Origin of the sequence: Tamilnaduibacter salinus (assembly GCF_003096655.1) — a bacterium.
GTDB lineage: Bacteria > Pseudomonadota > Gammaproteobacteria > Pseudomonadales > Oleiphilaceae > Tamilnaduibacter > Tamilnaduibacter salinus.
In genome coordinates, this window is sequence record NZ_QEKQ01000006.1 from 96,607 (window position 1) to 120,973 (window position 24,367).

Sequence of the window (24,367 nt, forward strand, 5' to 3'; positions counted from 1 at the left end):
ATCCGCCCCGTGATCCATCCGGTACACTCGACGGGACCTACAACAATAAGACGGAGACGAACCATGTCCGCACAGCAACCGATCCCCTCCAAAAAAGGCGTCGTCAGTGACGAGGAATGGCAACTGCGGGTGGATCTGGCCGCGGCCTACCGGCTGATCGCCCTCTATGGCTGGGATGACCTGATCTTCACGCACATCTCCGTGCGCATTCCCGGCGACGAACATCACTTTCTGATCAACCCCTACGGGATGATGTTCGACGAAATCACCGCCTCAAGCCTCGTGCGGATCGATCAGGACGGCAACAAGCTCAACCCCGATGATTACGATGTGAACCCGGCCGGCTTCACCATCCACAGCGCCATTCATGCCATCCGCGAGGATGCGGCCTGTGTCATGCACACCCACACCACCGAAGGCGTCGCGGTGTCGGCCCAGCAGGACGGGCTATTGCCGCTGTCCCAGCAGAGCCTGTTTCCACTGTCGAACCTGGCCTATCACGATTACGAGGGCGTGGCGCTGCGCGAGGACGAGAAAGCCCGGCTCCAGAAGGATCTGAGCAATAACAACTTTATGATCCTGCGCAACCACGGGCTGCTAACCACCGGCGGCAGCATCGCCGATGCGTTCCTGGGCATGTACATTCTGCAGAAAGCCTGTGAGGTCCAGATTCAGGCCCTGTCCGGCAACCGGGCCATGACACCGATCCCGGACGGCATCGTCGAGACCATTCGCCAGCAGGCGGATCAGGTGACGAAAGGAATGGGCGGCAACCTGGCCTGGCCGGGGCTGCTGCGCAAGCTGGACCGCTGCAATCCGGGCTACGAAGACTGACTGGATCCACCCGTTGACTGAGCCGGCGGACCGCCAGGGAATGGCGCCCCGGCTCAGGAGCTGGCGAGCGCGGGGGCCAGAGGCATGATGCCGGTACCACGCAGGATGGACCAGGCGACGCTCAGCGCCGAGCTCTGGTCGGTCGCCAGATACCATTTGGTTTCCCGGCCGCGGTAACGGGTCTTATGGTAGCTCAGCGCCTTGAAGGCGTAGAGACTGTTACCGCGTTCGTAGACGAGCTGCGCAATCCGCCGGATCAGCGGACGGTCACCCTCCATGGCCTCAACGCCGTGCAACGGTGAAATGCCAAGCGATAGCTCGCGGATGCCCTCTTCCCGGAACCGATTGATGGCCTCGATAATGATGAAGTCGAGCAGGCCGGTGGGCGCATTTTCCATATCCTGCCGCAGGATGTTGGCGGTGTAGCCCACCACCTCGCCGTTCTCGAAGTAGGGGTCAAAGAACACATAGCCCAACATGCGATCCCCCTGGTAGGCGTAGAACTTGCGGACGCCCCACTCGTTGTCCATCACCGGAGGACGCGTCAACAGCCGTAGCTCCCGGCAGCCGACCGCCTTGTGACCACGCCACTGTTCGGAAATGGACTCGACACGCGCCCGGTCCACTGTCTCCCAGGTCTGCTCCTGGACGGTCACACCCTCGCGCTTGCCCAGGTTGGAGGCATGGCGGAGCTGTTTCTTGCTCTTACCCGCAACAGAGAAGTTGCCCACATCGACCGCAAACTCGGTTCCGAACTCGTTGATTCGCAGACCCGCTTTTTCCAGATCCCGGGCCACGCTGGCGTCAATTCCCATGAACATGTGACGCCCCGGCACCTCATTCAGAAACGCTCGCAGCAACCAGTAGCGCATGGCCGGTTCACAGACGGGATTGGCGAAGACCAGGTTGAAACGCCCGGCGATGGTGCGAATCGGGAAGTAGGCCACGAATCCGACGTCCGCTGAGCCAAACCGCGACACACCCGCCTGCAGGTTGAAGTAGGCACTGGACTGGCTTCCGTAACGGGCAACCAGTTGTTGGCATTGGTCGTCCGTCAATGAATGATCCGGATTTCCACTGAAGGAAACGACTGATCGGGAAAACAGCTCCCGTGGCGGCAGATAAGTCATGGTAGACAAGCGTCCTTACCGAGACATTGTTTTTGTGATTGATTTTTACACAAAGTTACAGGACGCGGTGGCCCATGATGAAGGACGAGTTGTTCGTTTCTTGACGGCGAGCACAAAAATAGATGGAACCGACACACTTCCAGCGGGAATCCGTGACGAATGTCGCATCGTTATACACATGACGGGGTGGTAGCGCCACGGGGATGACGACATAAGTGGTTATAAATCAGATCGTTGCAATCTGATTGAGGTCCGCATTGCCTCCGGTGATGATCAGCGCCGCGCCCTCGTCCACCGCCGATGGGACCCGGTCCTCCAGCAACGCTGCCAGCCCGACAGCCGCCCCCGGCTCCACCATCAGCCGGGCCCGGGTCAGCAGCTCGCGGGTCGCCTCGACAATGGCCGCTTCACTCACCGTGACAATGTCATCCACCACCGCCCGACTCACCCGATAGGTGTGCTCGCCAACCACGGCGGGAGCGAGACTGCCGGCCCAGGTCGTCACCGTCGACAGGCTCGCAGTGGCATCCTGTTGTTGCCAGGCATTGCGCATGGTCCCCGCACCGGCTGGCTCGACACCGATCACCGTGATGTCCGGGCGTACCGCCTTGACCGCCACTCCCAGACCGGAAATCAGGCCACCGCCGCCGATTGGGCACACAATCCGGTTCAGATCCGGTTGCTGCTCGAGCAGTTCCAGCCCCACGGTCCCCTGCCCGGCCATGACGCGAAGGTCATTATAGGGGTGCACCAGCGTCAGGTCGTACTCCTCCCGCAGGCGGTGGCACTCCGCGACTGCCTCCTGAATACCACCGTGCAGAATCACATGACCGCCCAGTTCGCGCGTCCGCGCCACCTTCATGGGGCTGGCCCCCTCCGGCATCACGACCGTCACCGGCACCTGACGCCTCGCGCCTGCCCAGGCGAGTGCCATCGCGTGATTGCCGGCCGATACGGTGATCAGGCCATTCGCCAGTTCGTCATCAGAGGCGGTGAGCAACCAGTTCAACGCCCCCCGGGCCTTGAAACTACCGGTCCGCTGCAGCGACTCGGCTTTCAGCCAGAGCGGGTGGTCCCGGAACGTGTCGAGATCCGGTGCGCGGAGCAGCGGTGTGGGCGGCAGGTGTGGGGACAGGCGTTCGGCGGCCTGCTCGATCTCAGGACGAGTCAATGGCAGATCCGGCATGACGAAATCCTCCCTTCTCTCAGGCAACCGGCGTCATCACTGACAAACCCACTCTCAGGGGATATCGTACCGCTATAACAACTCAATGGAATCGATCCCATATGACCGATCCGGCGTCCGTCGACATCGGCGACTCACTGCCACCCGTCATTACCGGGCCCATTCTGAGAGAGCTGACACCGGACCGTATGACACTGTGGCTTGTCACCACACGACCCCTCAAGCTGCGGGTACGGGTCACCGGTGCAGATGGGCGCGAGTTACTGGACCAGCGGCTGGAGCACGCGCCAGAGAAGGCGCTGCCCATCGGTCGATCGGCATTCGTTCAGCAGATTACCGTTTCCCCGGATACGCCCTTCCCGACGGATCAGTGCCTGCACTGGGATCTTGGTCTGTTGGGCGAACCCGCCGCCTGGATCGCCGACTGGGCACCGCACCTGTGCCACGAGGGGCAGTCCTCACCGACGATGGTGGTCAGCCAACGCATCCGCCAGATACTTCACGGTTCCTGTCGACGTCCCCATCACGACTCCGATGACGGGCTGTGCCGGGTCGATGCAACGATCCGGGAGAAAGGTCCCGACAGCGCCGACCGGCCAGCGATGCTGCTGATGACCGGTGATCAGATCTACGCCGACGACGTCGCCGGCCCCGTGCTGCATGCCATCCAACAGCTGATCCGGCGGCTGGGGCTGTTCGGCGAGTCGCTGGAGGGGGCCATCGTTGAGGATAGCGATGCCCTGATGGCACACGAGCACAGCCTCTATGGCCGCCAAAGGCTCCTGCCCGACTCGCGTCCGAACCAGACCATGATTCAGCAGGTCTTTGGCGGGGTCCGCAAACCGATTTTCACCAGCGACCACGCCTGGAATCACCTGGCCACCTTCAGCGAAGTGATGGCCATGTACCTGCTGTGCTGGTCGCCCGTACCCTGGCGTCTGATCGACATGACCGCACCGGAACTGCCAGCGGACGAGTCGGCGCATTACCGGCGCGAAGCCCCCATCGTCCATCAGTTCGTGACGGGGTTGCCCGAAGCGGCCCGGGCCATGGCGCATCTGCCGGTCTATATGATCTTTGACGATCACGACGTCACCGACGACTGGAACCTGTCCGCCGCCTGGGAGGAAACCGCTTACGGTCATCCCTTCTCACGGCGCATCATCGGCAACGCCCTGCTCGCCTACCTTCTGTGCCAGGCCTGGGGCAATGCGCCGGAGCGGGTTCGTCCTCTGATCGACGGCGTCCGGAGCCTGCTCGATCAGGTCAACGACGGCTGGCTTCCGTCGACCGACCAGAATCACATGATCGACCGGCTTCTGCGCTTCGAGCAGTGGCACTACACACTGCCCACATCGCCCAGAATCGTGGTGCTGGACACCCGAACACGCCGCTGGCGCAGTGAAATCGATCCGAGCCGTCCGTCGGGCCTGCTGGACTGGGAGGCACTGACCGAATTCCAGCAGGATATGCTCGATCAGGAAGCGGTGATCGTCGTCTCACCCGCCCCGATGTTCGGGGTCAAGCTGATCGAAGCCATCCAGAAAGCATTCACCTTCCTTGGTCAGCCCCTGACGGTGGACGCGGAAAACTGGATGGCTCACCGGGGCGCGGCCAGTGTGCTGCTGAACATTTTCGGCCACCGGCGCACGCCACGATACTTCACCATTCTCTCTGGAGACGTTCACTATTCCTTTGCCTACGACATTCGACTGCGGCGCCGCCCCGGCGGGCCCTCAATCTGGCAGATCACCAGCAGCGGCTTTCGCAACGAATTCCCGCATCAGTTGCTGGAATGGCTGGATCGTCTCAATCGGTGGCTGTTCGCGCCCTGGTCACCACTGAACTGGTTCACCAAGCGGCGCCGCATGAAGGTGATGCCGCGTCGTCCGGAAGGCCGGGATGCCGGAGAACGGCTCTGGAACCAGGCGGGGGTCGGGCTGGTGCATTTCCAGCCGGATGGCCAGCCCGACGACATCCAGCAGCTCGGTGCCAGCGGCGGCGGCACTCGATTTCACGCCTCGGATGAACGCGAGCACTGATCTCAGCGGATCGCCGTGTCCTGCAACCGATCCGTGAGCTGCGCCAATGCATCGCCGCTGTGACGCCAGTAGTGCCAGTAAAGCGGCACATCCAGCGCGTAGGTCGGATCCACGCGAACCAGCGCGCCAGCCTCCAGTTCCGAGGTGACCTGACTTTCCGGAATCATGCCATAGCCCATCCCGGCCAGCGCCAGTCGCACAAACCCTTCAGAGGACGGACACAGGTGATGCGGGAACGGACCAGTGTACCCCCGGTCCGCCATGAACCGGTGCTGAAGCTGATCGTTGGGGCCGAATACGATGGCCGGAGCCTGCCCGAACGCCGCCACCGTGACACCCGATGGGAACTGGCTTGCCATGTAGTCCGGAGAAGCCAGTGGCCGGTAACGCATGGTCCCCACCCGGACGCAGCGCGCCCCGACGATGGGCTGGTCACTACTGCACAGACAGGCCGCCACATCGCCTTCGCGCATCCGACGCAGCCCGACATCCTGATCTTCAATCACCAGGTCCATCAGTAGACCGGACTCCCGGCAGAAGGCCCCAACGACACTGCCCCACCAGGTCGCCAGGCTGTCCGCATTGATGGCGATGCGAACCCGTGCCGTACTCTCAGCCAGCGCCGGCAGCGTGTCGCTCAGGTCCCGTTCCAGCAGCCGGACCTGATGGTAGTGGTTCAGCAACCGCTGACCGGCGGGCGTGGCGCGCGGCACCGACTGGCGGGCCAGAACCGGCTGTCCGAGTCGTACTTCGAGGGTTTTGATGCGCTGGGAGACGGCGGACTGGGACAACCCCAGAGCCTCCCCAGCACGTTCAAAACCGCCACACTCAACGACCAGGGCCAACGCATGAAGCAGCTTGTAATCGATCATCAGGTTTTCTTATGCCTTATCATCAGAATGATTTTTTTGGATGATAGCACCGCCCTAAGATAGGCCTTCAACAGGACAACGCACGGAAGGAGGGAAAGAGCGTGGTTGCAAGCTATCTGACCGGGCTGGTGGTCTGCATCGGCATCATCGTCGCCATTGGCGCCCAGAATGCCTACCTGCTGGGCCAGTCCGTACGTCGCCAGCATCATTGGCCCAGTGCGGCCCTGTGCATCAGCTCTGATGTGGTGCTGTTCAGCGCCGGCATGCTCGGCGTCAGCGCGGCACTCGTGGCAATGCCCACAGCACTCGAAGTCCTTCGATGGGTTGGTGTGGTCTTTCTGGGCTGGCTGGCAGCGCAGTCCTTCTGGCGCGCAGCCAAGGGCCGAGCCGGGCTCGAAGAGGACGGTGCGGCCGGTCAGGGCCTCAAAGGCGTGTTGCTGACCACCCTGGCGGTGACGGTGCTCAACCCCCAGGTCTATCTGGACACCCTGCTGCTGATTCCCGCCATTGGCATCCAGCAATCATACCCACTGCTTTTCCTCGTGGGAGCCATCAGTGCCTCCATTCTCTGGTTTTCACTGCTGGCCTGGGGCGGCTCCCGGCTCGCCCCCTGGCTGGCAAAGCCGGCCGCCTGGCGGATCATCGACGGCGGCATCGGCCTGACCATGCTGGTCATTGCGGTGGGTCTGGCTCAGGGGCCGGTGGCCCCGGCTGCCTGATCCGATGACTCGCTGGCCCGAATTCGGTCCAGCGCTTCGACCCGACGCCGTTGCGACTCATCGAAATGCCGGTCGCGAAGCCGCTGGATCGCCTCCTGTCGGTCCGGCGCCGCCAGTCCACTGTTGAGAATGGCCTGTCGTTCCTGCCGGTACTGATCATACCGCTGCTGCCACTGTTCCCGCTGCTGATCCAATTGTTCAAGACGCCGGGCGGCCTCCGGCCCCAGCTTTTCCATTCGGTAGGCCTGAATCGCCTGATCACTGACACCCTCCTGCCGCATGGAGGAAACGGCCTGGCTGACCGCGGCCGGAGAATCCGGCTGGGTCAGCAGCGACCGGATACGCTCAGGCGCATTGTCCCGCAACTGATCCAATTGCCGCTGGCGCTCGGTCGCCGAGAGGTCCGGGTTCTCCTGAATCGCCTGACGGGACAGCCGATAGTCACTGTACTGATGCGCCATACCAAAAAACGCATCCGCCGCCTCGGCGCCCAGTACGCTTTCACGGATCGCCTGCCGCTGGGCCAGCGTCGCCTCCATGTCCGACACCGTGCCGTCGTGGGCGGGCATTTCCGACAGCGCCTGCTTCATATCGAGGTATCGCAGAAACAGGTCCCAGGCCTGGGAGGCCGCTTTCGGTGGGAGGCTGGATTCAATGTGGGCCGCCAGCAATGCGCTAGCGGTCTCCGGATCCACCTCGCCGATGGTGGACAGGAAGTACTCGAACACCCGTCGCACATCCGGCGTCAGTTTCAGGTTGCCCGCCGCGTCGGTCGTCAGGCTGCCATCCACCCGAGTGCCTTCCAGCGACTCCGGGCGCGCTTGCTGGCGGCCCTCGCGGGCATACCGGGCCAGACTGCCGGTCGGGAGTGCCGGATCACCTCCGTTCAGTTCAGTGGACTCCCCTGCGGGGGCATCCGATGATCCAACGGATGTCCCGGGTTCGACCGACAAGGCCCCGACAACCAGCCAGAACCCACCGGCCAGGACCACAAAAACACTGACAAAAAACGCCACGCGACTGATTTTTTTCATCAAACCCACTCCGAAGCTCATGAATTACCAGCTTAGCGCGCCTGTCCACCACCGTTCCCGATAAGATCCCGGATTCTGAGAGACTGGCACATTCTGACCATCGTTTCTGATCGCGAGTTGGCTACACTCAAATCGTGCGTTGATGAATCGCCCCGGCTTTCAGCCGGGACACAACAACAATCAAACGCCACCAAAAAATGAGAACGAACAACAACAAGAGGTCAAACATGACAATGAAACAGTGCCTGACCGCGGTGGCGATCGCCATCGCCCTGTGTCTGCCCACCGTCGCGAGTGCCGGTTACACCGACACCCGTCACCCCATTGTGCTGGCCCATGGTCTGTTCGGCTTTGACGACATTGCCGGTTATGACTACTGGTATCAGATTCCCGAGGCGCTCCGCAGTGGCGGCGCCGAGGTGCATGTTACCCAGGTTGCCGCCGCCAACAGCACGGAAGTGCGGGGAGAACAACTGGCGCGCCAGGTGGAGTCCATTCTCGCCAGCACCGGCGCCAGCAAAGTCAACCTGATCGGCCACAGTCACGGCGGTCCGACGGCGCGGTATGTCGGGTCCGTTTACCCGCAGTATGTCGCCTCCGTTACGACCGTTGCCGGCGTCAATAAGGGCTCGCTGATAGCCGACGCCGTTGCTGGTGTGGCCGGAGCCCTGCCCAATGACGGTGCACTGATTGGCAGCATCGTGGACACATTCTTCGCCGGATTCATCGACTTCATTTCCGGTGGCGGGTATGACCAGAACTCACTTGCGGCGCTGAACTCGCTGACCACCGAAGGCTCTGAGGCATTCAACCAGCGCCACCCGGAGGGCATTCCACAATCACGTTGTGGGGAGACAGCGGAGCTGGCCAGTAATGGCGTTCGTTATTTTTCCTGGTCTGGCGCCAAGCCGGTCACCAGCATCTTCGATCCACTCGACGGCGCTCTGGGCACCACAGGATTGCTCTATTCGATACAGGGCCTGCGCAGCGATGGCCTGGTGGGCACCTGTTCCAGCCATCTGGGTAACGTCATTCGTGATGACTACCGAATGAACCACCTGGACGAGGTCAATCAGGTTCTGGGCATTGTGGACCTGTGGGAGACCGATCCGGTGACGGTCTTCCGTCAGCAGGCCAACCGGCTCAAGCACCGGGGGTTGTAACGCCGTCTGCCTGTCGGGCCCATGAACGCCCGGCAGGCGATTCCCTTTCCCACCATTCCCTCCTGGCATTCCGGCCGACTGTCCGACAAACTCACAGAGATTGTGAACGGGAACCTGTCACGCCCGCATTACGTTCTGTAACCTGCGTAATCGTGCGCCCACTGCATCGGCCGGATTGCATAAAGGAGTCTCATGAAACGGCTAAGCCCCCTCGACGCCGCCTGGCTGGCGGTCGAGTCTGACGACACGCCCATGCACGTTGGCACCCTGCAGATCTTCTCGCTGCCGTCGGACGCCTCCGACACGTTCCTGCGGGATATGGTCCAGCGCATGAAGGCCAACTGTGAGGTGGAACCTCCGTGGAACGACAAGCTTTTTCGTCCCGGCACCATCGGTCGGATACTCGCTCCGGCCTGGAAAGTCGACAAGCACATTGATCTGGACTATCACGTCCGCCATTCCGCGCTGCCTAGCCCCGGCAGTGAGCGGGAACTCGGTGTTCTGGTCTCCCGGCTGCACTCCCACCCGCTGGATTTCTCCCGCCCACTGTGGGAGTGCCACATCATTGAGGGGCTGGAAGACAACCGGTTCGCGCTCTACACCAAGATGCACCACTCACTGATCGATGGCATCAGTGGTGTGCGGCTGATGCAGAAAATCCTTTCCACCGATCCGGACAAGCGCAACATGCTGGCCCCCTGGTCGGTGGCGCCACAGAAGCGCGACCGCAGCACACCCGAAACCGCGCCGACGATCCCGTCCGCCTATCGTGAAGCCATGAAGGCGCTGCGCATCCAGGCGGATACCCTCCCGCGACTGACCAGTGCGATGACGCGACTGGCCAACGCAGCCCGGCACGACGATGACCGGCTGACAGCACCATTCACGGGCCCGCGGTCCAGCATTAATCGCCGGGTGACGGGTCAGCGCCGGTTCGCCACACAGCACTATGATCTGGACCGGCTGAAACGCCTCGCCAAACAGGCGGACGCCTCGCTCAACGACATCGTGCTGTATCTTTGTGGCACGGCTCTGCGACGCTTCCTGGTGGAGCAAAACAATCTGCCGGAAGCACCGCTGACGGCGGGCATCCCCGTGAACATCCGCCCGGCGGACGATGAAGGAACGGGCACGGCCATCAGCTTCATGATTGCCAGTCTCGCCACGGACGAAGCGACGCCGAAAGCGCGATTGGAGGCCATCAAGACGTCGACGCGCATCGCCAAGGAGCACCTGCAGAGCCTGCCCCGTCATGCGCTGAATCAATACACCATGCTGCTGATGTCACCCTACATCCTGCAGTTGATGTCAGGACTGGGCGGCCGGATGCGGCCGGTGTTCAACGTCACGATTTCCAACGTGCCCGGCCCCGAAGAACCGCTCTACTATGAGGGCGCCCGGCTGGAGGCAATGTACCCGGTGTCCCTGATCGCCCATGGCGGTGCACTCAATATCACCTGCCTGAGCTACGCGGGCTCGCTGAACTTCGGCTACACCGGCTGTCGCGACACCCTGCCGAGCATGCAACGACTGGCGGTATACACCGGCGAGGCATTGGATGAGTTGGAAGGAGTGTTGGCGGGGGCGTCGTAGAACAACGCTGTATTGCCACGGAAGAACACGGCAATCACGGACGCGTCCTTCGGACGGACTATGAGGTTTTAAAGTCTGAAAGTTTTAAACCCCTTCCTTTGCCTTCCGCCCCGACTCCCAGTGCTCCGCCCCGATAAAGATGAGCTGCAGGAAGCGGGTTGTGCGGTCACGGATCTGCTGGATCTGGGCGTCGTCGTCCGGAGAGACACCGAGCAGATCCGTAAAGCTGAACGCCACGGTCCGGACCACCAGGTCGCAGGTCAGTTCGAGATCGGCGTCGCCAAGATGGCTCATGACCCCCATCCGGCGCAGGTCGTTGGCCAGCTCGGTGGCGAAATAGCGCATCTCGCTGCGGATGCCGTCCTGGACCGCCCGACTTTCACCCGCCAGACCCTGCGCCATAAAAAAGAAGAAATCGCGGTTCGCCTCCACGTGGCGAATGAAGATATCCACGGACTCCTCAATCAGGCGCTCGTCCGCCTGGACGACATTGATCCTCGCCTCGCGCATCATACGGCGCAGTACCAACCCAAGCTGATCCACCAGTTCCAGGCCCAGATCGTCCATGTTGCGGAAATTGCGATAGAACGAGGTCGGCACCACACCAGCCTGCCGGGTGACTTCCCGGATACCGAGTGAGGCATAGTGGCGGCCCTTGCCCACGAGTGTCAGGGCCGATTCCATGAGTTTTTCCCGGGTCTCTCCCGGCTTCCGGCGCTTTTTGCGATCGGTCATAGGGGGCGTCACTTCACAAAACCGTTAGTCTACCTTTTCCAGCCCGCCTCAGTAACTAAAACACACCCGCACACACGACTCCGATCCGGCCAAACCAACATCCATCAATATAAAACCCTATTCAGAACAGTCACTTCTCAGCTCCCCATAAAAATACCGATGGAAATCCGATTTTAGTGTTTGACAGCAAAAGTCTCTGTGTGTACATTCGTTCACAGAATGTGAACAGTCGTACACACGGCAGATGAGGAGACGCACCATGCTGTCGGTTTTTGAGAACAACAGCGCCATGCGCTGGCTCGGCAAACAGCTTTTTAACCGCGAGGATCCGGCCGCGTTTTTCGACCCGATCCTGTCCATCATCAACCCGATGATGGTCCGCGGTCTGACCCCGGCGCGCGTGGAAGCCATCACCCACGCCGCGCGGGACACGAAGACCTTTCACCTCAAGCCGTCACCGCGCTGGTCCGGCTTCCGGGCCGGTCAGCACATCAACATCAACGTGGAAATCGACGGCGTTCGCTGCCACCGCACGTTCAGCCTGTCCTCCGCGCCGGCGCAATGGGAACAGGACGGCACGATCACCCTGACCATCAAGCGCCTGCCGGGCGGCAAGGTGACCAACTGGCTCCACGACCGGCTGGAGACCGGCACGGTCGTTGGCATCAGTGAGGCGTTCGGCGAATTCGACATCCCCAACGTCGAGCAACCGCTGCTCTATCTTGCGGGCGGCAGCGGCGTGACGCCGGTACTGAGCCACCTGGTGACACTGGCGGATCAGGACTACCGCGCGCCGGTCACTGTGCTCTATTACGTGCGCACCCAGGCCGATGAGATCGGCGCCGAAACGCTGCGGGCGCTGCAAGCGCGCTGGCCGGCGCTCACGCTGGTCATTCATCGCACGGATGAGGACGGCCCGTCGGCCCTGATGAACGAGGCGCATCTGGAGCAGGTTCCGGGCATCAAAGCCCGTCACTGCTTCCTGTGCGGCCCGCCCGGGCTGATGGATCTGGCGCAGGACCTGCTCGGCCGCTTTGGCATCCGGGAGGAGCAGATCAGCGCCACCTTCTTTACCGCACCGACGCCGGTCGAGGTGAGCGAGCCGCTGGGCGGCGAAGTCCGCTTTGCCGGCAGCGACGTTACCGTCGAATCCGAGGGGGATGCCCCGCTTCTGGAAATTGCCGAAGCGGCGAAGCTCAACCCCAAGCACGGCTGCCGCATGGGCATCTGCCACCAGTGCAGCTGCCGCAAGACCAGCGGCACTGTCGTTAACCGGCTGACCGGCAAAGCATCCGGGCCCGGCGAGGAGACCATTCAGCTCTGCATTTCAGTGCCGCAGGGCGACGTTGAAGTGGATGTCTGAACCGGCTGTTCATCACCCACCGGTTGATCGGACGCACACAGGAGGAAATCGACATGCAACAGCTGACCAACGAACAACTCGATAACCTGGCCCGTGACCTGGACGCGATCCGCGATGAGGTCATGGCCGATGTCGGCGAGCGGGATGCCCGCTACATCCGCCGCGTCATCCGCACACACCGTGCCCTGGAAATCGGCGGCCGCGCCATGCTGCCGTTCGGCTTCCTGCCGCCGCTATTCATCGCGGGCACGGCATCGTTGGGCATCGCCAAGATCCTGGAAAACATGGAGATTGGCCACAACGTCATGCACGGCCAGTACGACTGGATGAACGATCCGTCGCTCCACTCCCAGACCTACGAGTGGGACACGGTCTGCACCGGCGATTCCTGGCGCTATACCCACAACTACGAGCACCACACCTACACCAATGTCATCGGCAAGGACCGGGACTACGGCTATGCCGTCCTGCGCCTGAGCGACGACGTGAAATGGCATCCGGGGCACCTGCTGCAGTTCATCAATTTCACGCTGCTCAGTGTGTTCTTCCAGTGGGGTGTGGGCCTGCACGAGCTGGAAACCGAGCGTATGCGTCGGGGTGAAATCAAGCTGTCGGACAAGCGCGAGGTGCTTCGCGACCTGATGCGCAAAGGCGGCCGGCAGGCGTTCAAGGACTATGTATTCTTCCCGCTGTTGACCTTTCCGGTCGCACCGATCGTGCTGGCCGGTAACATCGGGGCGAACCTGATCCGTAACCTCTGGGCATCCAACGTCATCTTCCTGGGCCACTTTACCGAAGACGCGGAAACCTTCAGTGAAGACATGCTGGAAGGCGAGAGCCGCGGTCAGTGGTACCTGCGTCAGCTCACCGGCTCCAGCAACTTCACGGGCAACAAGTGGATGCACATCCTGAGCGGCCATCTGAGCCACCAGATCGAACATCACGTGTTCCCGGACATGCCGGCCCACCGGTACCGGGAAATCGCGCCGCGTGTCCAGAAGATCTGTGAGAAGTACGGCCTGCATTACAACTCCGCCAGCTTCGCCAGCCAGTACAAGACCGTGCTGCGCAAGGTGTTCCACTACTCCCTGCCGGATCGGATCCGCACCCGCCTGCAGGCCGCATAAAGACCATTCCCTGCCGATCCCGCTATCGGCAGGGCCGACCTGATTTGTCATACTGTTCCCGACGCATTCATCCGGGGCCGCCAGCGGCGGTCCCGGCGTTTCTCGTTTCGGAGCTGTCATGGGAACCAGTCAACTGGTGGACCGCTTCGGCCGGACCATCCGGTATGTCCGGCTGTCCGTAACGGACCGCTGTGACTTCCGCTGCGTCTACTGCATGGCCGAAGACATGGAATTCCTGCCCAAACCCCAGATCCTCTCGCTGGAGGAACTGGCCCGGGTGGCACGGTCATTCGTCGATCTCGGCACCGACAAGATCCGCCTGACCGGCGGCGAGCCATTGGTCCGCCGCGATGTGATGGAGCTGGTGCGGGAAATCGGTGGTATGGGCCTGCGGGATTTCACCATGACCACCAACGGCAACCAGCTCCCGCGATTTGCCGATGAGCTGCGCGCAGCGGGTCTGCACCGGGTCAACATCAGCCTGGATTCCCTCGACCCGCAACGGTTCTCGCAGATCACCCGAACGGGTCGCCTCGAGCGTGTTCTGGACGGCATAGACGCGGCCCGCGAAGCGGGATTCCCGGGCATCAAGCTCAACACCGTGATCCTGAAGGGCCGGAACGACGACGAGGTTCCGGAGCTGATCGAGTTTGCCCGGAAAAAACAGATCGACATCAGCTTCATCGAAGAAATGCCGCTGGGGGAAATCAGCGAGCACAGCCGGGCAGAAAGCTTCTGCAGCAGCGACGAGGTGCGGGACATCATCCGCCAGCGTCACGAGCTGCTGCCGGCTGCCACTGACACCGGCGGCCCGTCCCGCTACTACCGAATGCCCGACAGCCCGATCCGGGTCGGATTCATCTCACCGCACTCCCACAACTTCTGCGACACCTGCAATCGCGTCCGCTTGACGGTGGAAGGCCGGCTGCTGCTCTGCCTGGGCAACGAGCACTCGGTGGACCTGCGGGAGGTCCTGCGCAACCATCCGACCGATGACACGCCCGTGCGCGATACCATCATCAAGGCGATGGACCTCAAGCCCGAACGCCACCACTTCAGCACCGACGGCGACGTCCAGATCCTGCGCTTCATGAACATGACCGGCGGCTGAACCGGTCCGTCTCCCGACGCGTACCCGGAGGACCACTGTCAGGAGACACCACATGCGCCACCTCATCCTTATACTCGGCGATCAACTTACAACCGGCATCAGTGCCCTGGCCGATGCCGATCCGGCTCAGGACCGGATCGTGATGGCCGAGGTGCACAACGAGGCCTCCTACACCAACCATCACCGCAAGAAACTGGTTTTGCTGTTCAGCGCCATGCGCCACTTCGCGGCAGCACTCGAAGACGTCGGCTGGACGGTGGATTACCAGCGCTATCATCCGGACAACCCCAATCAGTCTCTTGAAGCCGTGCTTGATCGCACCATCCGGGAGAACGCGCCGGAACGCGTGGTCGTCACCGAATGCGGCGAGTGGCGGCTGCATGAGCAGATGATGGGGTGGGCGGACCGGCTGAGCTGCCCGGTCGACATCCGCGAAGACACCCGGTTTCTGGCCAGCAAATCCGAATTCGCCGCCTGGGCCAAAGACCGAAAACAGCTGCGGATGGAATTTTTCTACCGGGAGATGCGTCGCAAGACCGGCCTGCTGATGACGGACGATGGCCAGCCCGAGGGTGGTCAGTGGAACTTCGACGCCGACAACCGCCGCAAATGGAAGGGCGCCCCTCCGGCTCCGGGCCCGTTCCGTGTCACGCCAGATGCCATGACCCGTGACGTGATCGAATCGGTAAACGAGTTCTTCCCGGACCATTTTGGCACCACTGACGACTTCCACTTCGCCGTCACACACCAAGACGCACAGGGCGCTCTCGAGCACTTCCTCGACTTCGCACTGCCGTGTTTCGGCGACTACCAGGACGCCATGTCCGACGACGAGGACTGGCTGTTCCACTCCGTGTTGTCGCCCTACATCAACTGCGGCCTTCTGGATCCGCTTGCCGTCTGCCAGGCTGCGGTGGATCGCTACCACGACGGCATGGCACCGCTAAACGCCGTCGAAGGCTTCGTCCGCCAGATCATCGGCTGGCGCGAATTCGTGCGCGGCATCTACTGGCTTCATATGCCCGCCTACGCGGAGGAGAACCGACTCGGCAACACCCGCGCCCTGCCCTGGTTCTACTGGACCGGCGACACGGACATGCACTGCATGCACCGAGCCATCGACGCCACCCGCCGGAACGGCTACGCTCACCACATCCAGCGTCTGATGGTGACCGGCAACTTTGCCCTGTTGGCCGGCGTCACACCGGCGGAAATCTGCGACTGGTATCTGGCCGTCTATGCGGACGCCTACGACTGGGTGGAGCTGCCTAACACGCTGGGCATGGTCATGCACGCCGATGGTGGCTATCTGGGCTCCAAGCCCTACGCCGCCAGCGGCAAATACATTCAGCGCATGTCCGACTACTGCAAGCACTGCCGCTACGACGTAAAGCAGTCTTTTGGCGAAAACGCCTGTCCATTCAACGCTTTGTACTGGCATTTCGTCGATCGCCACCGGGATCAGTTCGGCAGCAATCATCGGATGGGAATGATCTACCGGAACTGGGACCGCCAGCCGACCGAACGCCGAGACGCCATCATTGCCAGGGGCGAGTACCTTCTGTCACAACTCGAAACGCTCTAATCACGAGACAGGGCATCAACGTGAGACAGCGACACCTTATCGGCGTATTCAGTATTCTGCTCCTGGCCGAGGCGGCGCAGAGTCAAGGTCCGAGCCACCCGGATGATACGGTAATCAAGGTCAGTTCGCCCCGCCTCACCCGACCACTCTACGAGACGCCAGCGGCGGTCTCGGTGGTGAATCGCCCCGCCATACAGACCGGTCAGCAACGGCTGCATCTGTCGGAGTCACTCGACACGGTCCCGGGGCTGTTTTTCCAGAATCGGACCAACTTCGCACAGGGCCTGCGGCTGTCGACACGCGGGTTCGGGGCGCGCGCACCGTTCGGCATCCGGGGCATTCACATCCAGGTCGACGGTATTCCCTCCACCCTTCCGGACGGACAGGCCCAGATCGATGCCCTGAGCCTGGATTCCACCGAACGGATTGAGATCGTCCGCGGGCCATCGTCCGTCCAGTATGGCAATGCGGCGGGCGGAGCCATCGCCGTCACCACCGCCTCCGGCGATCAGTCACCGCCCGGCGCCACGCTGCGGCTCGACGGTGGTAGCCATGGCTATCGCAAGGGCACGGTGGAAGCCAGCGAACAGTGGGCGGACACCAGCGCCCATGCCAGCCTGAGCTGGCTGGACTTCGAGGGCTACCGGGAGCAGAGCGAGGTCCGACAGGGCCGGCTCAACACCCGCATCGCCCATGACTGGTCGGGCGGACAGCGCCTGACGGTCACGCTCAATGCGCTGGATACGCCGACAGCGGAAGATCCCAGCGGCCTGAGCCGGACGGAAGTCGCCGAGGACCGGCAACAGGCCACGGAATTCGCCCGAAGCCTGGATTCCGGACAGACGGTCGATCAGCAAACGATCGGCCTCAATTACGAAGACCCGGCCCTGCTGCCGGGCACACTGACCCTCAATACCTTTTTCACTCACCGGGACTTCGCCCAACAGTTGCCCTTTCCCGGCAGCAGCCGCATCTCCTACGACCGGCTTTTCTACGGCTCGGGTGCCGACTACCAGGGTCGCACGTCACTGGTCGGGCATCGCCTGCGCTACAGCGTCGGTGCCGAGGTCAACCACCAGTCCGACGAACGACGCCGGTACGAGATCGGCGTGAATGGCGACAATCAGGGGCAGGTTCAGGACGAAACCCAGACGGCGACCGAAGCCGGTGTGTTTGCCCAGGGCGATCTGGCCCTGACATCGGCCCTGTCGCTATCACTGGGCGCCCGGTTCGACCGGCTGCGCCTGGCCATCGACGACCAGCGGCTTTCGGACGGGGATGATTCCGGCGAACGGATCTACCGGGAAACCAGCGGCTCAGCGGGGCTGAACTACCGCATTACACCAAGCCATCAGGCCTACGCGACGATCGGAACCGCTTTCGAATCCCCCACATTCACGGAATTCGCCAATCCGGACGGCAGTGGCGGGTTCAACCCCGAAATCGGTCCTCAGGACGCCCTGAATCGGGAGATTGGCCTGCGTGGCACGGTGGGGCGTGGACTCAGTTACGAGTTGGCGGCCTTCTCGATCACCGTTGACGACGAGATTCTGCCCTTCGAACAGAATGGCCGAACCTTCTACGAAAATGCCGGGGAAACCCAGCGCGACGGTATTGAGCTGGGCGTGGACTGGTCCCTCTCCTATGCGTGGCGGCTCACCAGTGCGCTGACCCTGGCGGACTACCGCCTGGAGAACTTTCGGGACAGCCAGGGCAATAACGTAGACGGCAACCGCTTTCCCGGTCTGCCCCAGGAGCAGTGGGTCAGCGAACTGACGCGGCGTTCCACCGACCAGGCATTCGCGGCCGTGGAACTCAGTTACACGGGTGAGGTCTATGCCGAGAACAGCAACCAGACCCGGGTGTCCGACTACTGGCTGGTGAACCTGCGCGCCGGTGACTCGTTTGCAATCGGCGAGCAGACCATCGACGTCTACGGCGGGCTCAGGAACGTCACGGACGAGGCGTACTTCAGCAATATCCGGGTCAATGCCAACTCAGACCAGCCCGTTGACCAACGGGGCTATTTCGAACCCGCCCCGGGGCGCACGATCTATCTCGGCGTGGCACTGAATCTGTGAAACACGAGGCTGCCCCAACCCATTGCGGGCGGGGCGGCCCGGCATCATCCGCGAGCAGCGCTGAGGGCCTGGTCGATGTCGGCAATAATATCGTCGACGTGCTCGATTCCGATCGACAGGCGCACCATGTCCCGACTGACACCCGCCTTGGCAAGCTCCTCGTCATCGAGCTGACGGTGGGTGGTGGTCGCAGGGTGACACGCCAACGACTTCGCGTCCCCGATATTCACCAATCGGACGATCAGCTGCAGGGCGTCGATAAACCGGGCGCCGGCCTCCTCTCCGCCTTCGATACCAAAGCTGAGGATGCCCCCGGCCTTGCCATCCATGTACTTCTGCACCAGCGGATAGGAGGGGCTGCTTTCCAGTCCGGCGTACTTCACCCAGCGGACCTGTGGATGATTCTCCAGATGCTTCGCCACGGCCAGACCATTCTCGCTGTGCCGGTCCATTCGCAGCGGCAGTGTTTCAATGCCCTGCATCAGCAGGAAGGCGTTGAACGGCGACAGGGCTGCACCCATGTTCCGCAATGGCGCCACGCGACAGCGACCAATGTACGCCGTCTCGCCCAGCGCCTCGGTATACACCACCCCGTGGTAGGACGGGTCCGGCTCGACCATCATCGGAAAGCGGTCACCATGCTCCGCCCATGGGAACTTCCCGGAATCGACGATGACACCGCCCACGGTGGTGCCGTGGCCGCCCATGTATTTGGTCAGCGAGTGCACCACAATATCCGCACCGCTCTCAATCGGTCGCCAGAGGTACGGCGTCGGCACCGTGTTGTCGACAATCAGGGGCACCCCCGCCTCGTGGGCAATGACCGCCAGCTTCTCGACATCCACGACGTTCGCATTCGGGTTGCCGACGGTTTCGCAGAACACCGCTTTGGTCCGGTCATCGATCAACGCCGCCAGTGACTGGGGGTCTTCCCCGTCGCCGAAGCGTGCTTCGATGCCCATGTTCGGCAAACCGTGGGCGAACAGGTTGTAGGTGCCGCCATACAGCTGACTGGTCGTCACGATGTTGTCACCGGCGCGCGTGATGCACTGAATGGCGTAGGTGATCGCCGCCATACCGGAGGCCACAGCCAGGCCACCAATGCCACCTTCCATTTCGGCAACCTTCTGCTCCAGAGACCCGTTGGTCGGGTTCATGATGCGGGTATAGATGTTGCCCTCTACTTTAAGATCAAACAGATCCGCCCCGTGCTGGGTGTCGTCGAATGCGTAGGACGTGGTCTGGTAAATCGGCTGTGCAACCGCGCGGGTGGTGGGGTCTGGGGCGAAGCCACTGTGGATGGCTTTGGTCTCTATTTTCATGTCAGTTCCCTGTGTGCATCTGAATGGCAGGATTCGTGTTGTTATGTGCTACAGCATTCTCCCGGAGTCAGCGGGCGATTGCCAACCGGTTTCTCAACCGGCCGGCCCCACCTCACAGGCCAGCACCAGCGCCCAGAACTCGGAAAAATCGTTCACCACCACATCGGGCTTGTGAGGATGCCGGTGGGTGCCGGGGAAGATCTTCTCCAGCCAGGGTAGATCCCACTGGGCGCCGTTGAAGAAAACGGCGGTCATGCCAGCCGTTTTTGCGGCGATGATATCGGTGGTGCTGTCGCCGACGTACCAGACGCTCGGGTCGGCGGGATAATGCAGCTTCTCCGCCGCCAGCAGGAGCTGATCGGGATGCGGCTTGCGGTGCTCGACATCGTCGCCACAGACGGTGGTGTCGAACAGGTGACGCCAGCCGGTGTCCTCCACACAATCCAGTTCGTGCTGGAAGAATTCACTGTCTCGATTGGTGATCACACCCACCTGGATGCCCAGATTGCGGAGGCTGGCCAGCATCTGGCTGACCTTGGGCTCAAACGATTTCACCTCGCCATAGTGCGTCCGGTAGTGACGGTTGAAGGCCTCATGGGCCACCTTCTTGGCCGCCTGATCCTCGCCAAACAGCACCTCAAAGATGTCGGTTCGGGAGATTTTACGGTCTGCCCGGACCTTCGGATGAAGCCGGGCGAACTCCCGGACATACGCCACCAAGCGGGCATCCTCGGGCGTCTTGCTGTCCTCGGGAGTCATCATCCGCTCGGTCAGTCCGAGTGAATCGAACTCGGGCAGCATGTCGTCGACGGCGTGGTACATGGCATCCAGCGTATCCACCAGCGTCGCGTGCCAGTCGAACAGGATCACCCGGGGGCGGATCAGTTTCGCCACCGCCGGGTGCCAATCCGCCTCCTGGCGGGGCTCGGGCGGTTTCGGCGCGGGATAGGGTTCCGGTCGCACCTCGGCCACACGGGCCGCGAACTCACCGGGCGGGTGGTCCAGCCCGGCCAGCGTGCCCATCAGTTCCTCGAAACTGTGCAGGATCGCTTCCGGGCGCGCCGGTTTGCGGAACCAGCTCCGGATCTTGTCGTCCTCCCAGCCGGAGCCATTGAAGAACACCGGCGCGACCCCGGCATTGTTGGCCGTCACCATATCCGTCTTGCCATCGCCGACGTACCAGACATGCCGATCCGGCGCCACACCGACCTTCTCGACGGCCCGGAGAATCATCTCCGGATCGGGTTTGTAGCGGGTGAGATCATCCGCGCAGACGATGGCGTCAAACAGATCGTCCCACCCCAGCAATGCCATTTCCTTTTCCAGGAACTCCCGACTGCGGTTGGTGGCGATTACCCGCCGAATGCCCAGCTTCCCGATCGCCTCCAGATAGGCCCGGACACCCTGCTGATAGGGTTTGACCTCCCCAAAGTGGCGCCGGTAACAGGCATTGTAGGCCTCGTGGGCAATGCGTTTCGCCTCGCGGTCGTCCCCGAAGATGGCGTTGAAAATATCCGTCCGGGACACCCGGCGCTCGGCGAGGATGCGGGGATGGAGACGGCGGAAGATACGGATGTAGCGCACAAGCCGGGCGTCGTCGGAGGTCGCGCAATCGGCCTCAGGCAGCAGTCGCTCCACCAGCCCAAGATCCTCCAGCTGGGGCAGCATCTCCTCCATCGCGCTGAACATGGCATCGTGCGTGTCCGCCAGTGTGCCATGCCAGTCGAACAGGAGCGTGTGGGGTGCTAGCAGATCGCGGTTTTCAACGGTCAAAGCGCTCTCCATTAAATCGCAACTGGTTCGCTACCAGCCAGTATAGACTGACCCAAACCACTTCCGGCACCGTAAAACCGCTACCCAGTTGTTGATAACCGGACTCCATGCATCAGAAACCTCACCTACCCACAAAGGATTGTGCCGTGTGCGGGCGCCCCTTTGCCTGGCGTCGCAAATGGGCGAAAGACTGGGATCAGGTACGCTATTGCTCCCAGCGATGCCGCCGACAGCGCCGGAGGGGTGTATGACAACCGTCGTCTGGTTCAAGCGCGACCTGCGGGTGGACGATCATCCGCCTTTGCATCACGCCGTGGCCTCGGGCCGGGACGTATTACCGCTCTACGTCATCGAACCGGCGTACTGGCAGTTGCCGGATACCAGCGAGCGTCAGTGGGCGTTCGTGCGTGAGAGTCTGGTGGAACTGGACCACCGGCTTCGGGAACGCGGCAGCGCCCTGATCGTCCGGGTTGGCCGGGTCACAGACGTCCTGTCAGAACTGCGGAGTCGTTTCGATGTGGACACGGTTCTGGCGCACCAGGAAACGGGCAACGACTGGACGTTCCAGCGTGACCGGGACGTTCTGGCCTGGTGCCGGGATCAGTCGGTCACCTTTCGGGAGTGGCGACCCTATGGAGTGGTGCGCCGGCTGCCGGACCGGGATCTTTGGGACCGCGAATGGCAGCGCATCATGCGGGCGGAACCAGTGCCGGCCCCCAGCTCGATCCCGGCCTTGCCTGACGGACTCGACACGAACTGGCCAGGCGAGCCGACGCTCGCGGACCGACGCTCCTGCCCCGGACGGCAACCTGGCGGCGACCGCGCCGCGCGCAAGCTGCTTGACACGTTTCTGGAACGCCGCTGCGTCGGCTATCAACACAACATCTCCAGTCCGAACACCGCGACCCACGGATCGTCCCGGCTGAGCCCACACCTGGCGCACGGCACCATCAGCCTTCGACGGGTCTATCAGGCGGCGAAAATGGCCGGTGCTGACCGACGGGCACTGCCCCGCAAGCAGCGCAGCCTCACCAGCTTTCGTTCCCGGCTGCACTGGCACTGCCACTTCATCCAGAAACTGGAAGATGAGCCGGAGCTGGAATTCCGGGCGATTCATCGAGAGATGGAGCACCTCAAATCCGGTCCGAATGACCCTGAGCGGTTGGAGCGCTGGCGCGAGGGGCAAACAGGCTGGCCGCTGGTAGACGCCTCCATGCGGGCCCTTCACGCCACCGGATGGATCAACTTCCGCATGCGCGCGATGCTAATGGCCGTCGCCAACTACCACCTCTGGCTACACTGGCGTGAGCCGGCGCTCCACCTGGCCCGACAGTTCACCGACTTCGAGCCCGGCATCCACTATCCGCAGGCCCAGATGCAGTCCGGGCTGACCGGCATCAATGCACTAAGGATCTACAACCCGGTGCTTCAGAGCCAGAAACTGGATGCAGACGGTCGCTTCATCCGCCAGTGGATTCCGGAGCTGACTGACGTGCCCTGCGAATGGATTCATCAGCCCTGGCTGATGTCAGCGGATCAACAGGCCCGTTTTGGCGTTGGCACCTATCCGCAGCCCATCTGTGACCATGAAGAGGCCTCCCGGACCGCGCGGCGAGCGGTGCGCGAATTCCGACGCCAACACGTCAGCGAGGCGGAGACGAATCGTGTTCTCGACCGGCATGGCAGCCGCAAGGGACCACCTCAGAAACGACCGAAACCACCCCGGGAAAACGCCGGGGATGACCAGATGACCCTGTTCTGAGCTCAGGACCAGCGCCGGGCGAGAAACCAACCACCCACCATGGCCAGCAGCATGGCCGCCAGCGGCCACGACAGCCCCGCTATCGAGGCAACGGCTGGACCGGGACAGTATCCGGACAGGCCCCAGCCGATGCCAAACAGCGCGGCGCCCCCGATAAGGCGGCCATCCAGATCCCGGCGCGTGGGGATATGAAATACGTCCCCAAACAAAGGGTCGCCACGGTGCCAGGCCAGACGAAAGCCAACAAAGGTGGTGACGACGGCCCCGCCCATGACGAACGCCAGTGTCGGATCCCAGGCACCTGCAATATCCAGAAAACCGATGACACGGGCAGGATCGGTCATGCCGGATACCGCCAGGCCAAGACCAAACAGGAGACCGGCCAGATACCCCATCAACGCTTTCAGGTTCATGCGCCAACTCCCATAAGATGCCGCGACACATAAACCGTCACCATTCCCGCCACCAAAAACGTGACGGTCGCCATTAACGAACGAACCGACAGGCGCGACAGACCGCAGACACCGTGACCACTGGTGCAACCGCTACCGATACCGGTTCCGAAACCGACCAGCGCACCGGCCGCCAACATCAGGCCAGCGCCGCCGACTGGGGGGCCGACGACCGCATCTGGTTGACCGGCGACATTGCCACCTTCGCCCAATAACAAAAGCAGAACCGGCCCACTGACCAGTCCCAGCAGGAATGTCAGTCGCCAGGCCGTGTCGCCGGTCGGGCGATCAAACAGTAATCCGGACACAATGCCACTGATACCGGCAACCCGACCCAGCGCCGCCATCAGCCAACTGGCGGACGCGCCGATTAAAACACCACCGAGTAGCCCCTGCAGAGCCGACCCCCAATCCATACTTGATGACCTCCCCAATAAAGCCGCATCAAAACGACGTCAATACCGACAGAGCTGCGTCCAAGAG

General features: G+C 62.3%; 21 protein-coding genes. 12 read left to right on the top strand and 9 right to left on the bottom strand.

All coding sequences use genetic code 11. The features are described from left to right. Positions 1-63 precede the first annotated feature (63 nt). Positions 64-834, top strand: a complete 771-nt coding sequence (locus C8D92_RS10125; RefSeq protein ID WP_116919307.1) for a class II aldolase/adducin family protein — start codon at positions 64-66, stop codon at positions 832-834. A 53-nt stretch (positions 835-887) separates the two neighbouring features. Here the strand turns inward: C8D92_RS10125 and C8D92_RS10130 are convergent, their stop codons facing one another. Together C8D92_RS10130 and C8D92_RS10135 are read right to left on the bottom strand one after the other, a co-directional pair. Next, a complete protein-coding gene (locus C8D92_RS10130) occupies positions 888-1,964 on the bottom strand; it encodes a DUF2156 domain-containing protein (protein WP_116919308.1) in 1,077 nt (358 codons plus the stop codon). A gap of 226 nt (positions 1,965-2,190) precedes the next feature. Further along, on the bottom strand, positions 2,191-3,150 hold the full coding sequence (locus tag C8D92_RS10135; protein WP_116919309.1) for a threonine ammonia-lyase: 960 nt from the start codon (positions 3,148-3,150) through the stop codon (positions 2,191-2,193). 101 nt (positions 3,151-3,251) lie between these two features. Here C8D92_RS10135 and C8D92_RS10140 point away from each other — a divergent pair, with 101 nt between their 5' ends. Beyond that, the gene (locus C8D92_RS10140; protein ID WP_116919310.1) at positions 3,252-5,192 is read left to right on the top strand and encodes a metallophosphoesterase family protein; all 1,941 of its coding nucleotides are present in this window, start codon (positions 3,252-3,254) and stop codon (positions 5,190-5,192) included. Between the two features lie 2 nt (positions 5,193-5,194). Here C8D92_RS10140 and C8D92_RS10145 read toward each other — a convergent pair whose 3' ends face one another. Then, complete coding sequence (locus C8D92_RS10145) at positions 5,195-6,064, bottom strand: LysR family transcriptional regulator ArgP (protein ID WP_095610418.1); 870 nt, start codon at positions 6,062-6,064, stop codon at positions 5,195-5,197. A gap of 101 nt (positions 6,065-6,165) precedes the next feature. Here C8D92_RS10145 and C8D92_RS10150 point away from each other — a divergent pair, with 101 nt between their 5' ends. Beyond that, a complete protein-coding gene (locus tag C8D92_RS10150) occupies positions 6,166-6,783 on the top strand; it encodes a LysE/ArgO family amino acid transporter (protein ID WP_116919311.1) in 618 nt (205 codons plus the stop codon). Here the strand turns inward: C8D92_RS10150 and C8D92_RS10155 are convergent. Beyond that, a complete protein-coding gene (locus C8D92_RS10155; RefSeq protein ID WP_165819268.1) occupies positions 6,756-7,817 on the bottom strand; it encodes a lipase secretion chaperone in 1,062 nt (353 codons plus the stop codon). The two genes, C8D92_RS10150 and C8D92_RS10155, sit on opposite strands and share 28 nt — an antisense overlap. Positions 7,818-8,050: 233 nt before the next feature. On the opposite strand from C8D92_RS10155, the gene C8D92_RS10160 reads away from it, so the two are divergent. Further along, the gene (locus C8D92_RS10160) at positions 8,051-8,980 is read left to right on the top strand and encodes a lipase family alpha/beta hydrolase (protein WP_116919390.1); all 930 of its coding nucleotides are present in this window, start codon (positions 8,051-8,053) and stop codon (positions 8,978-8,980) included. Between the two features lie 192 nt (positions 8,981-9,172). Then, positions 9,173-10,573, top strand: a complete 1,401-nt coding sequence (locus C8D92_RS10165) for a WS/DGAT/MGAT family O-acyltransferase (protein WP_095610415.1) — start codon at positions 9,173-9,175, stop codon at positions 10,571-10,573. 84 nt (positions 10,574-10,657) lie between these two features. Here C8D92_RS10165 and C8D92_RS10170 read toward each other — a convergent pair whose 3' ends face one another. After that, on the bottom strand, positions 10,658-11,308 hold the full coding sequence (locus C8D92_RS10170; RefSeq protein ID WP_095610414.1) for a TetR family transcriptional regulator: 651 nt from the start codon (positions 11,306-11,308) through the stop codon (positions 10,658-10,660). A 259-nt stretch (positions 11,309-11,567) separates the two neighbouring features. On the opposite strand from C8D92_RS10170, the gene C8D92_RS10175 reads away from it, so the two are divergent. The 5 genes from C8D92_RS10175 to C8D92_RS10195 all read left to right on the top strand — a co-directional run bounded on the left by C8D92_RS10175 (position 11,568) and on the right by C8D92_RS10195 (position 18,575). Then, a complete protein-coding gene (locus tag C8D92_RS10175; protein WP_095610413.1) occupies positions 11,568-12,671 on the top strand; it encodes a ferredoxin reductase in 1,104 nt (367 codons plus the stop codon). A 53-nt stretch (positions 12,672-12,724) separates the two neighbouring features. Continuing rightward, entirely contained in the window at positions 12,725-13,798 is a 1,074-nt protein-coding gene (locus C8D92_RS10180) for a fatty acid desaturase family protein (RefSeq protein ID WP_116919313.1), read from the top strand. Between the two features lie 118 nt (positions 13,799-13,916). After that, positions 13,917-14,909, top strand: a complete 993-nt coding sequence (gene moaA / locus C8D92_RS10185; RefSeq protein ID WP_095610411.1) for a GTP 3',8-cyclase MoaA — start codon at positions 13,917-13,919, stop codon at positions 14,907-14,909. A 52-nt stretch (positions 14,910-14,961) separates the two neighbouring features. Further along, positions 14,962-16,494, top strand: coding sequence for a cryptochrome/photolyase family protein (locus tag C8D92_RS10190; RefSeq protein WP_116919314.1), 1,533 nt, complete (start codon positions 14,962-14,964; stop codon positions 16,492-16,494). Between the two features lie 20 nt (positions 16,495-16,514). Then, positions 16,515-18,575, top strand: a complete 2,061-nt coding sequence (locus C8D92_RS10195; RefSeq protein ID WP_243402422.1) for a TonB-dependent receptor family protein — start codon at positions 16,515-16,517, stop codon at positions 18,573-18,575. Between the two features lie 44 nt (positions 18,576-18,619). On the opposite strand, the gene C8D92_RS10200 is transcribed toward C8D92_RS10195, so the two are convergent. Beyond that, positions 18,620-19,897, bottom strand: a complete 1,278-nt coding sequence (locus C8D92_RS10200) for an O-acetylhomoserine aminocarboxypropyltransferase/cysteine synthase family protein (RefSeq protein WP_116919316.1) — start codon at positions 19,895-19,897, stop codon at positions 18,620-18,622. Positions 19,898-19,990: 93 nt separating this feature from the next. Continuing rightward, positions 19,991-21,670, bottom strand: coding sequence for an HAD family hydrolase (locus tag C8D92_RS10205; RefSeq protein WP_228151121.1), 1,680 nt, complete (start codon positions 21,668-21,670; stop codon positions 19,991-19,993). A gap of 107 nt (positions 21,671-21,777) precedes the next feature. On the opposite strand from C8D92_RS10205, the gene C8D92_RS10210 reads away from it, so the two are divergent. Together C8D92_RS10210 and C8D92_RS10215 are read left to right on the top strand one after the other, a co-directional pair. After that, positions 21,778-21,921 carry a DUF2256 domain-containing protein gene (locus C8D92_RS10210; RefSeq protein ID WP_095610406.1) on the top strand — a complete coding sequence of 48 codons (144 nt, stop codon included), beginning with the start codon at positions 21,778-21,780 and terminating at the stop codon, positions 21,919-21,921. Further along, positions 21,918-23,432, top strand: a complete 1,515-nt coding sequence (locus C8D92_RS10215) for an FAD-binding domain-containing protein (RefSeq protein WP_116919317.1) — start codon at positions 21,918-21,920, stop codon at positions 23,430-23,432. Before C8D92_RS10210 ends, C8D92_RS10215 begins: the two co-directional genes overlap by 4 nt. 2 nt (positions 23,433-23,434) lie before the next feature. Here the strand turns inward: C8D92_RS10215 and C8D92_RS10220 are convergent, their stop codons facing one another. Beyond that, positions 23,435-23,839 (bottom strand): DUF6691 family protein, encoded by a 405-nt coding sequence (locus C8D92_RS10220; RefSeq protein WP_207775166.1) that lies wholly within the window; start codon positions 23,837-23,839, stop codon positions 23,435-23,437. Between the two features lie 2 nt (positions 23,840-23,841). Beyond that, on the bottom strand, positions 23,842-24,300 hold the full coding sequence (locus C8D92_RS10225; protein WP_095610404.1) for a YeeE/YedE family protein: 459 nt from the start codon (positions 24,298-24,300) through the stop codon (positions 23,842-23,844). Positions 24,301-24,367 lie beyond the last annotated feature (67 nt).

Excerpts from the sequence above, each read along its gene's own strand:
- C8D92_RS10125 (WP_116919307.1), top strand. The coding sequence starts at position 64 with ATGTCCGCACAGCAACCGATCCCCTCCAAAAAAGGCGTCGTCAGTGAC.
- C8D92_RS10130 (WP_116919308.1), bottom strand. The coding sequence starts at position 1,964 with ATGACTTATCTGCCGCCACGGGAGCTGTTTTCCCGATCAGTCGTTTCC.
- C8D92_RS10135 (WP_116919309.1), bottom strand. The coding sequence starts at position 3,150 with ATGCCGGATCTGCCATTGACTCGTCCTGAGATCGAGCAGGCCGCCGAA.
- C8D92_RS10140 (WP_116919310.1), top strand. The coding sequence starts at position 3,252 with ATGACCGATCCGGCGTCCGTCGACATCGGCGACTCACTGCCACCCGTC.
- C8D92_RS10145 (WP_095610418.1), bottom strand. The coding sequence starts at position 6,064 with ATGATCGATTACAAGCTGCTTCATGCGTTGGCCCTGGTCGTTGAGTGT.
- C8D92_RS10155 (WP_165819268.1), bottom strand. The coding sequence starts at position 7,817 with ATGAAAAAAATCAGTCGCGTGGCGTTTTTTGTCAGTGTTTTTGTGGTC.
- C8D92_RS10160 (WP_116919390.1), top strand. The coding sequence starts at position 8,051 with ATGAAACAGTGCCTGACCGCGGTGGCGATCGCCATCGCCCTGTGTCTG.
- C8D92_RS10165 (WP_095610415.1), top strand. The coding sequence starts at position 9,173 with ATGAAACGGCTAAGCCCCCTCGACGCCGCCTGGCTGGCGGTCGAGTCT.
- C8D92_RS10170 (WP_095610414.1), bottom strand. The coding sequence starts at position 11,308 with ATGACCGATCGCAAAAAGCGCCGGAAGCCGGGAGAGACCCGGGAAAAA.
- C8D92_RS10175 (WP_095610413.1), top strand. The coding sequence starts at position 11,568 with ATGCTGTCGGTTTTTGAGAACAACAGCGCCATGCGCTGGCTCGGCAAA.
- C8D92_RS10180 (WP_116919313.1), top strand. The coding sequence starts at position 12,725 with ATGCAACAGCTGACCAACGAACAACTCGATAACCTGGCCCGTGACCTG.
- moaA (WP_095610411.1), top strand. The coding sequence starts at position 13,917 with ATGGGAACCAGTCAACTGGTGGACCGCTTCGGCCGGACCATCCGGTAT.
- C8D92_RS10190 (WP_116919314.1), top strand. The coding sequence starts at position 14,962 with ATGCGCCACCTCATCCTTATACTCGGCGATCAACTTACAACCGGCATC.
- C8D92_RS10200 (WP_116919316.1), bottom strand. The coding sequence starts at position 19,897 with ATGAAAATAGAGACCAAAGCCATCCACAGTGGCTTCGCCCCAGACCCC.
- C8D92_RS10210 (WP_095610406.1), top strand. The coding sequence starts at position 21,778 with ATGCATCAGAAACCTCACCTACCCACAAAGGATTGTGCCGTGTGCGGG.
- C8D92_RS10215 (WP_116919317.1), top strand. The coding sequence starts at position 21,918 with ATGACAACCGTCGTCTGGTTCAAGCGCGACCTGCGGGTGGACGATCAT.
- C8D92_RS10225 (WP_095610404.1), bottom strand. The coding sequence starts at position 24,300 with ATGGATTGGGGGTCGGCTCTGCAGGGGCTACTCGGTGGTGTTTTAATC.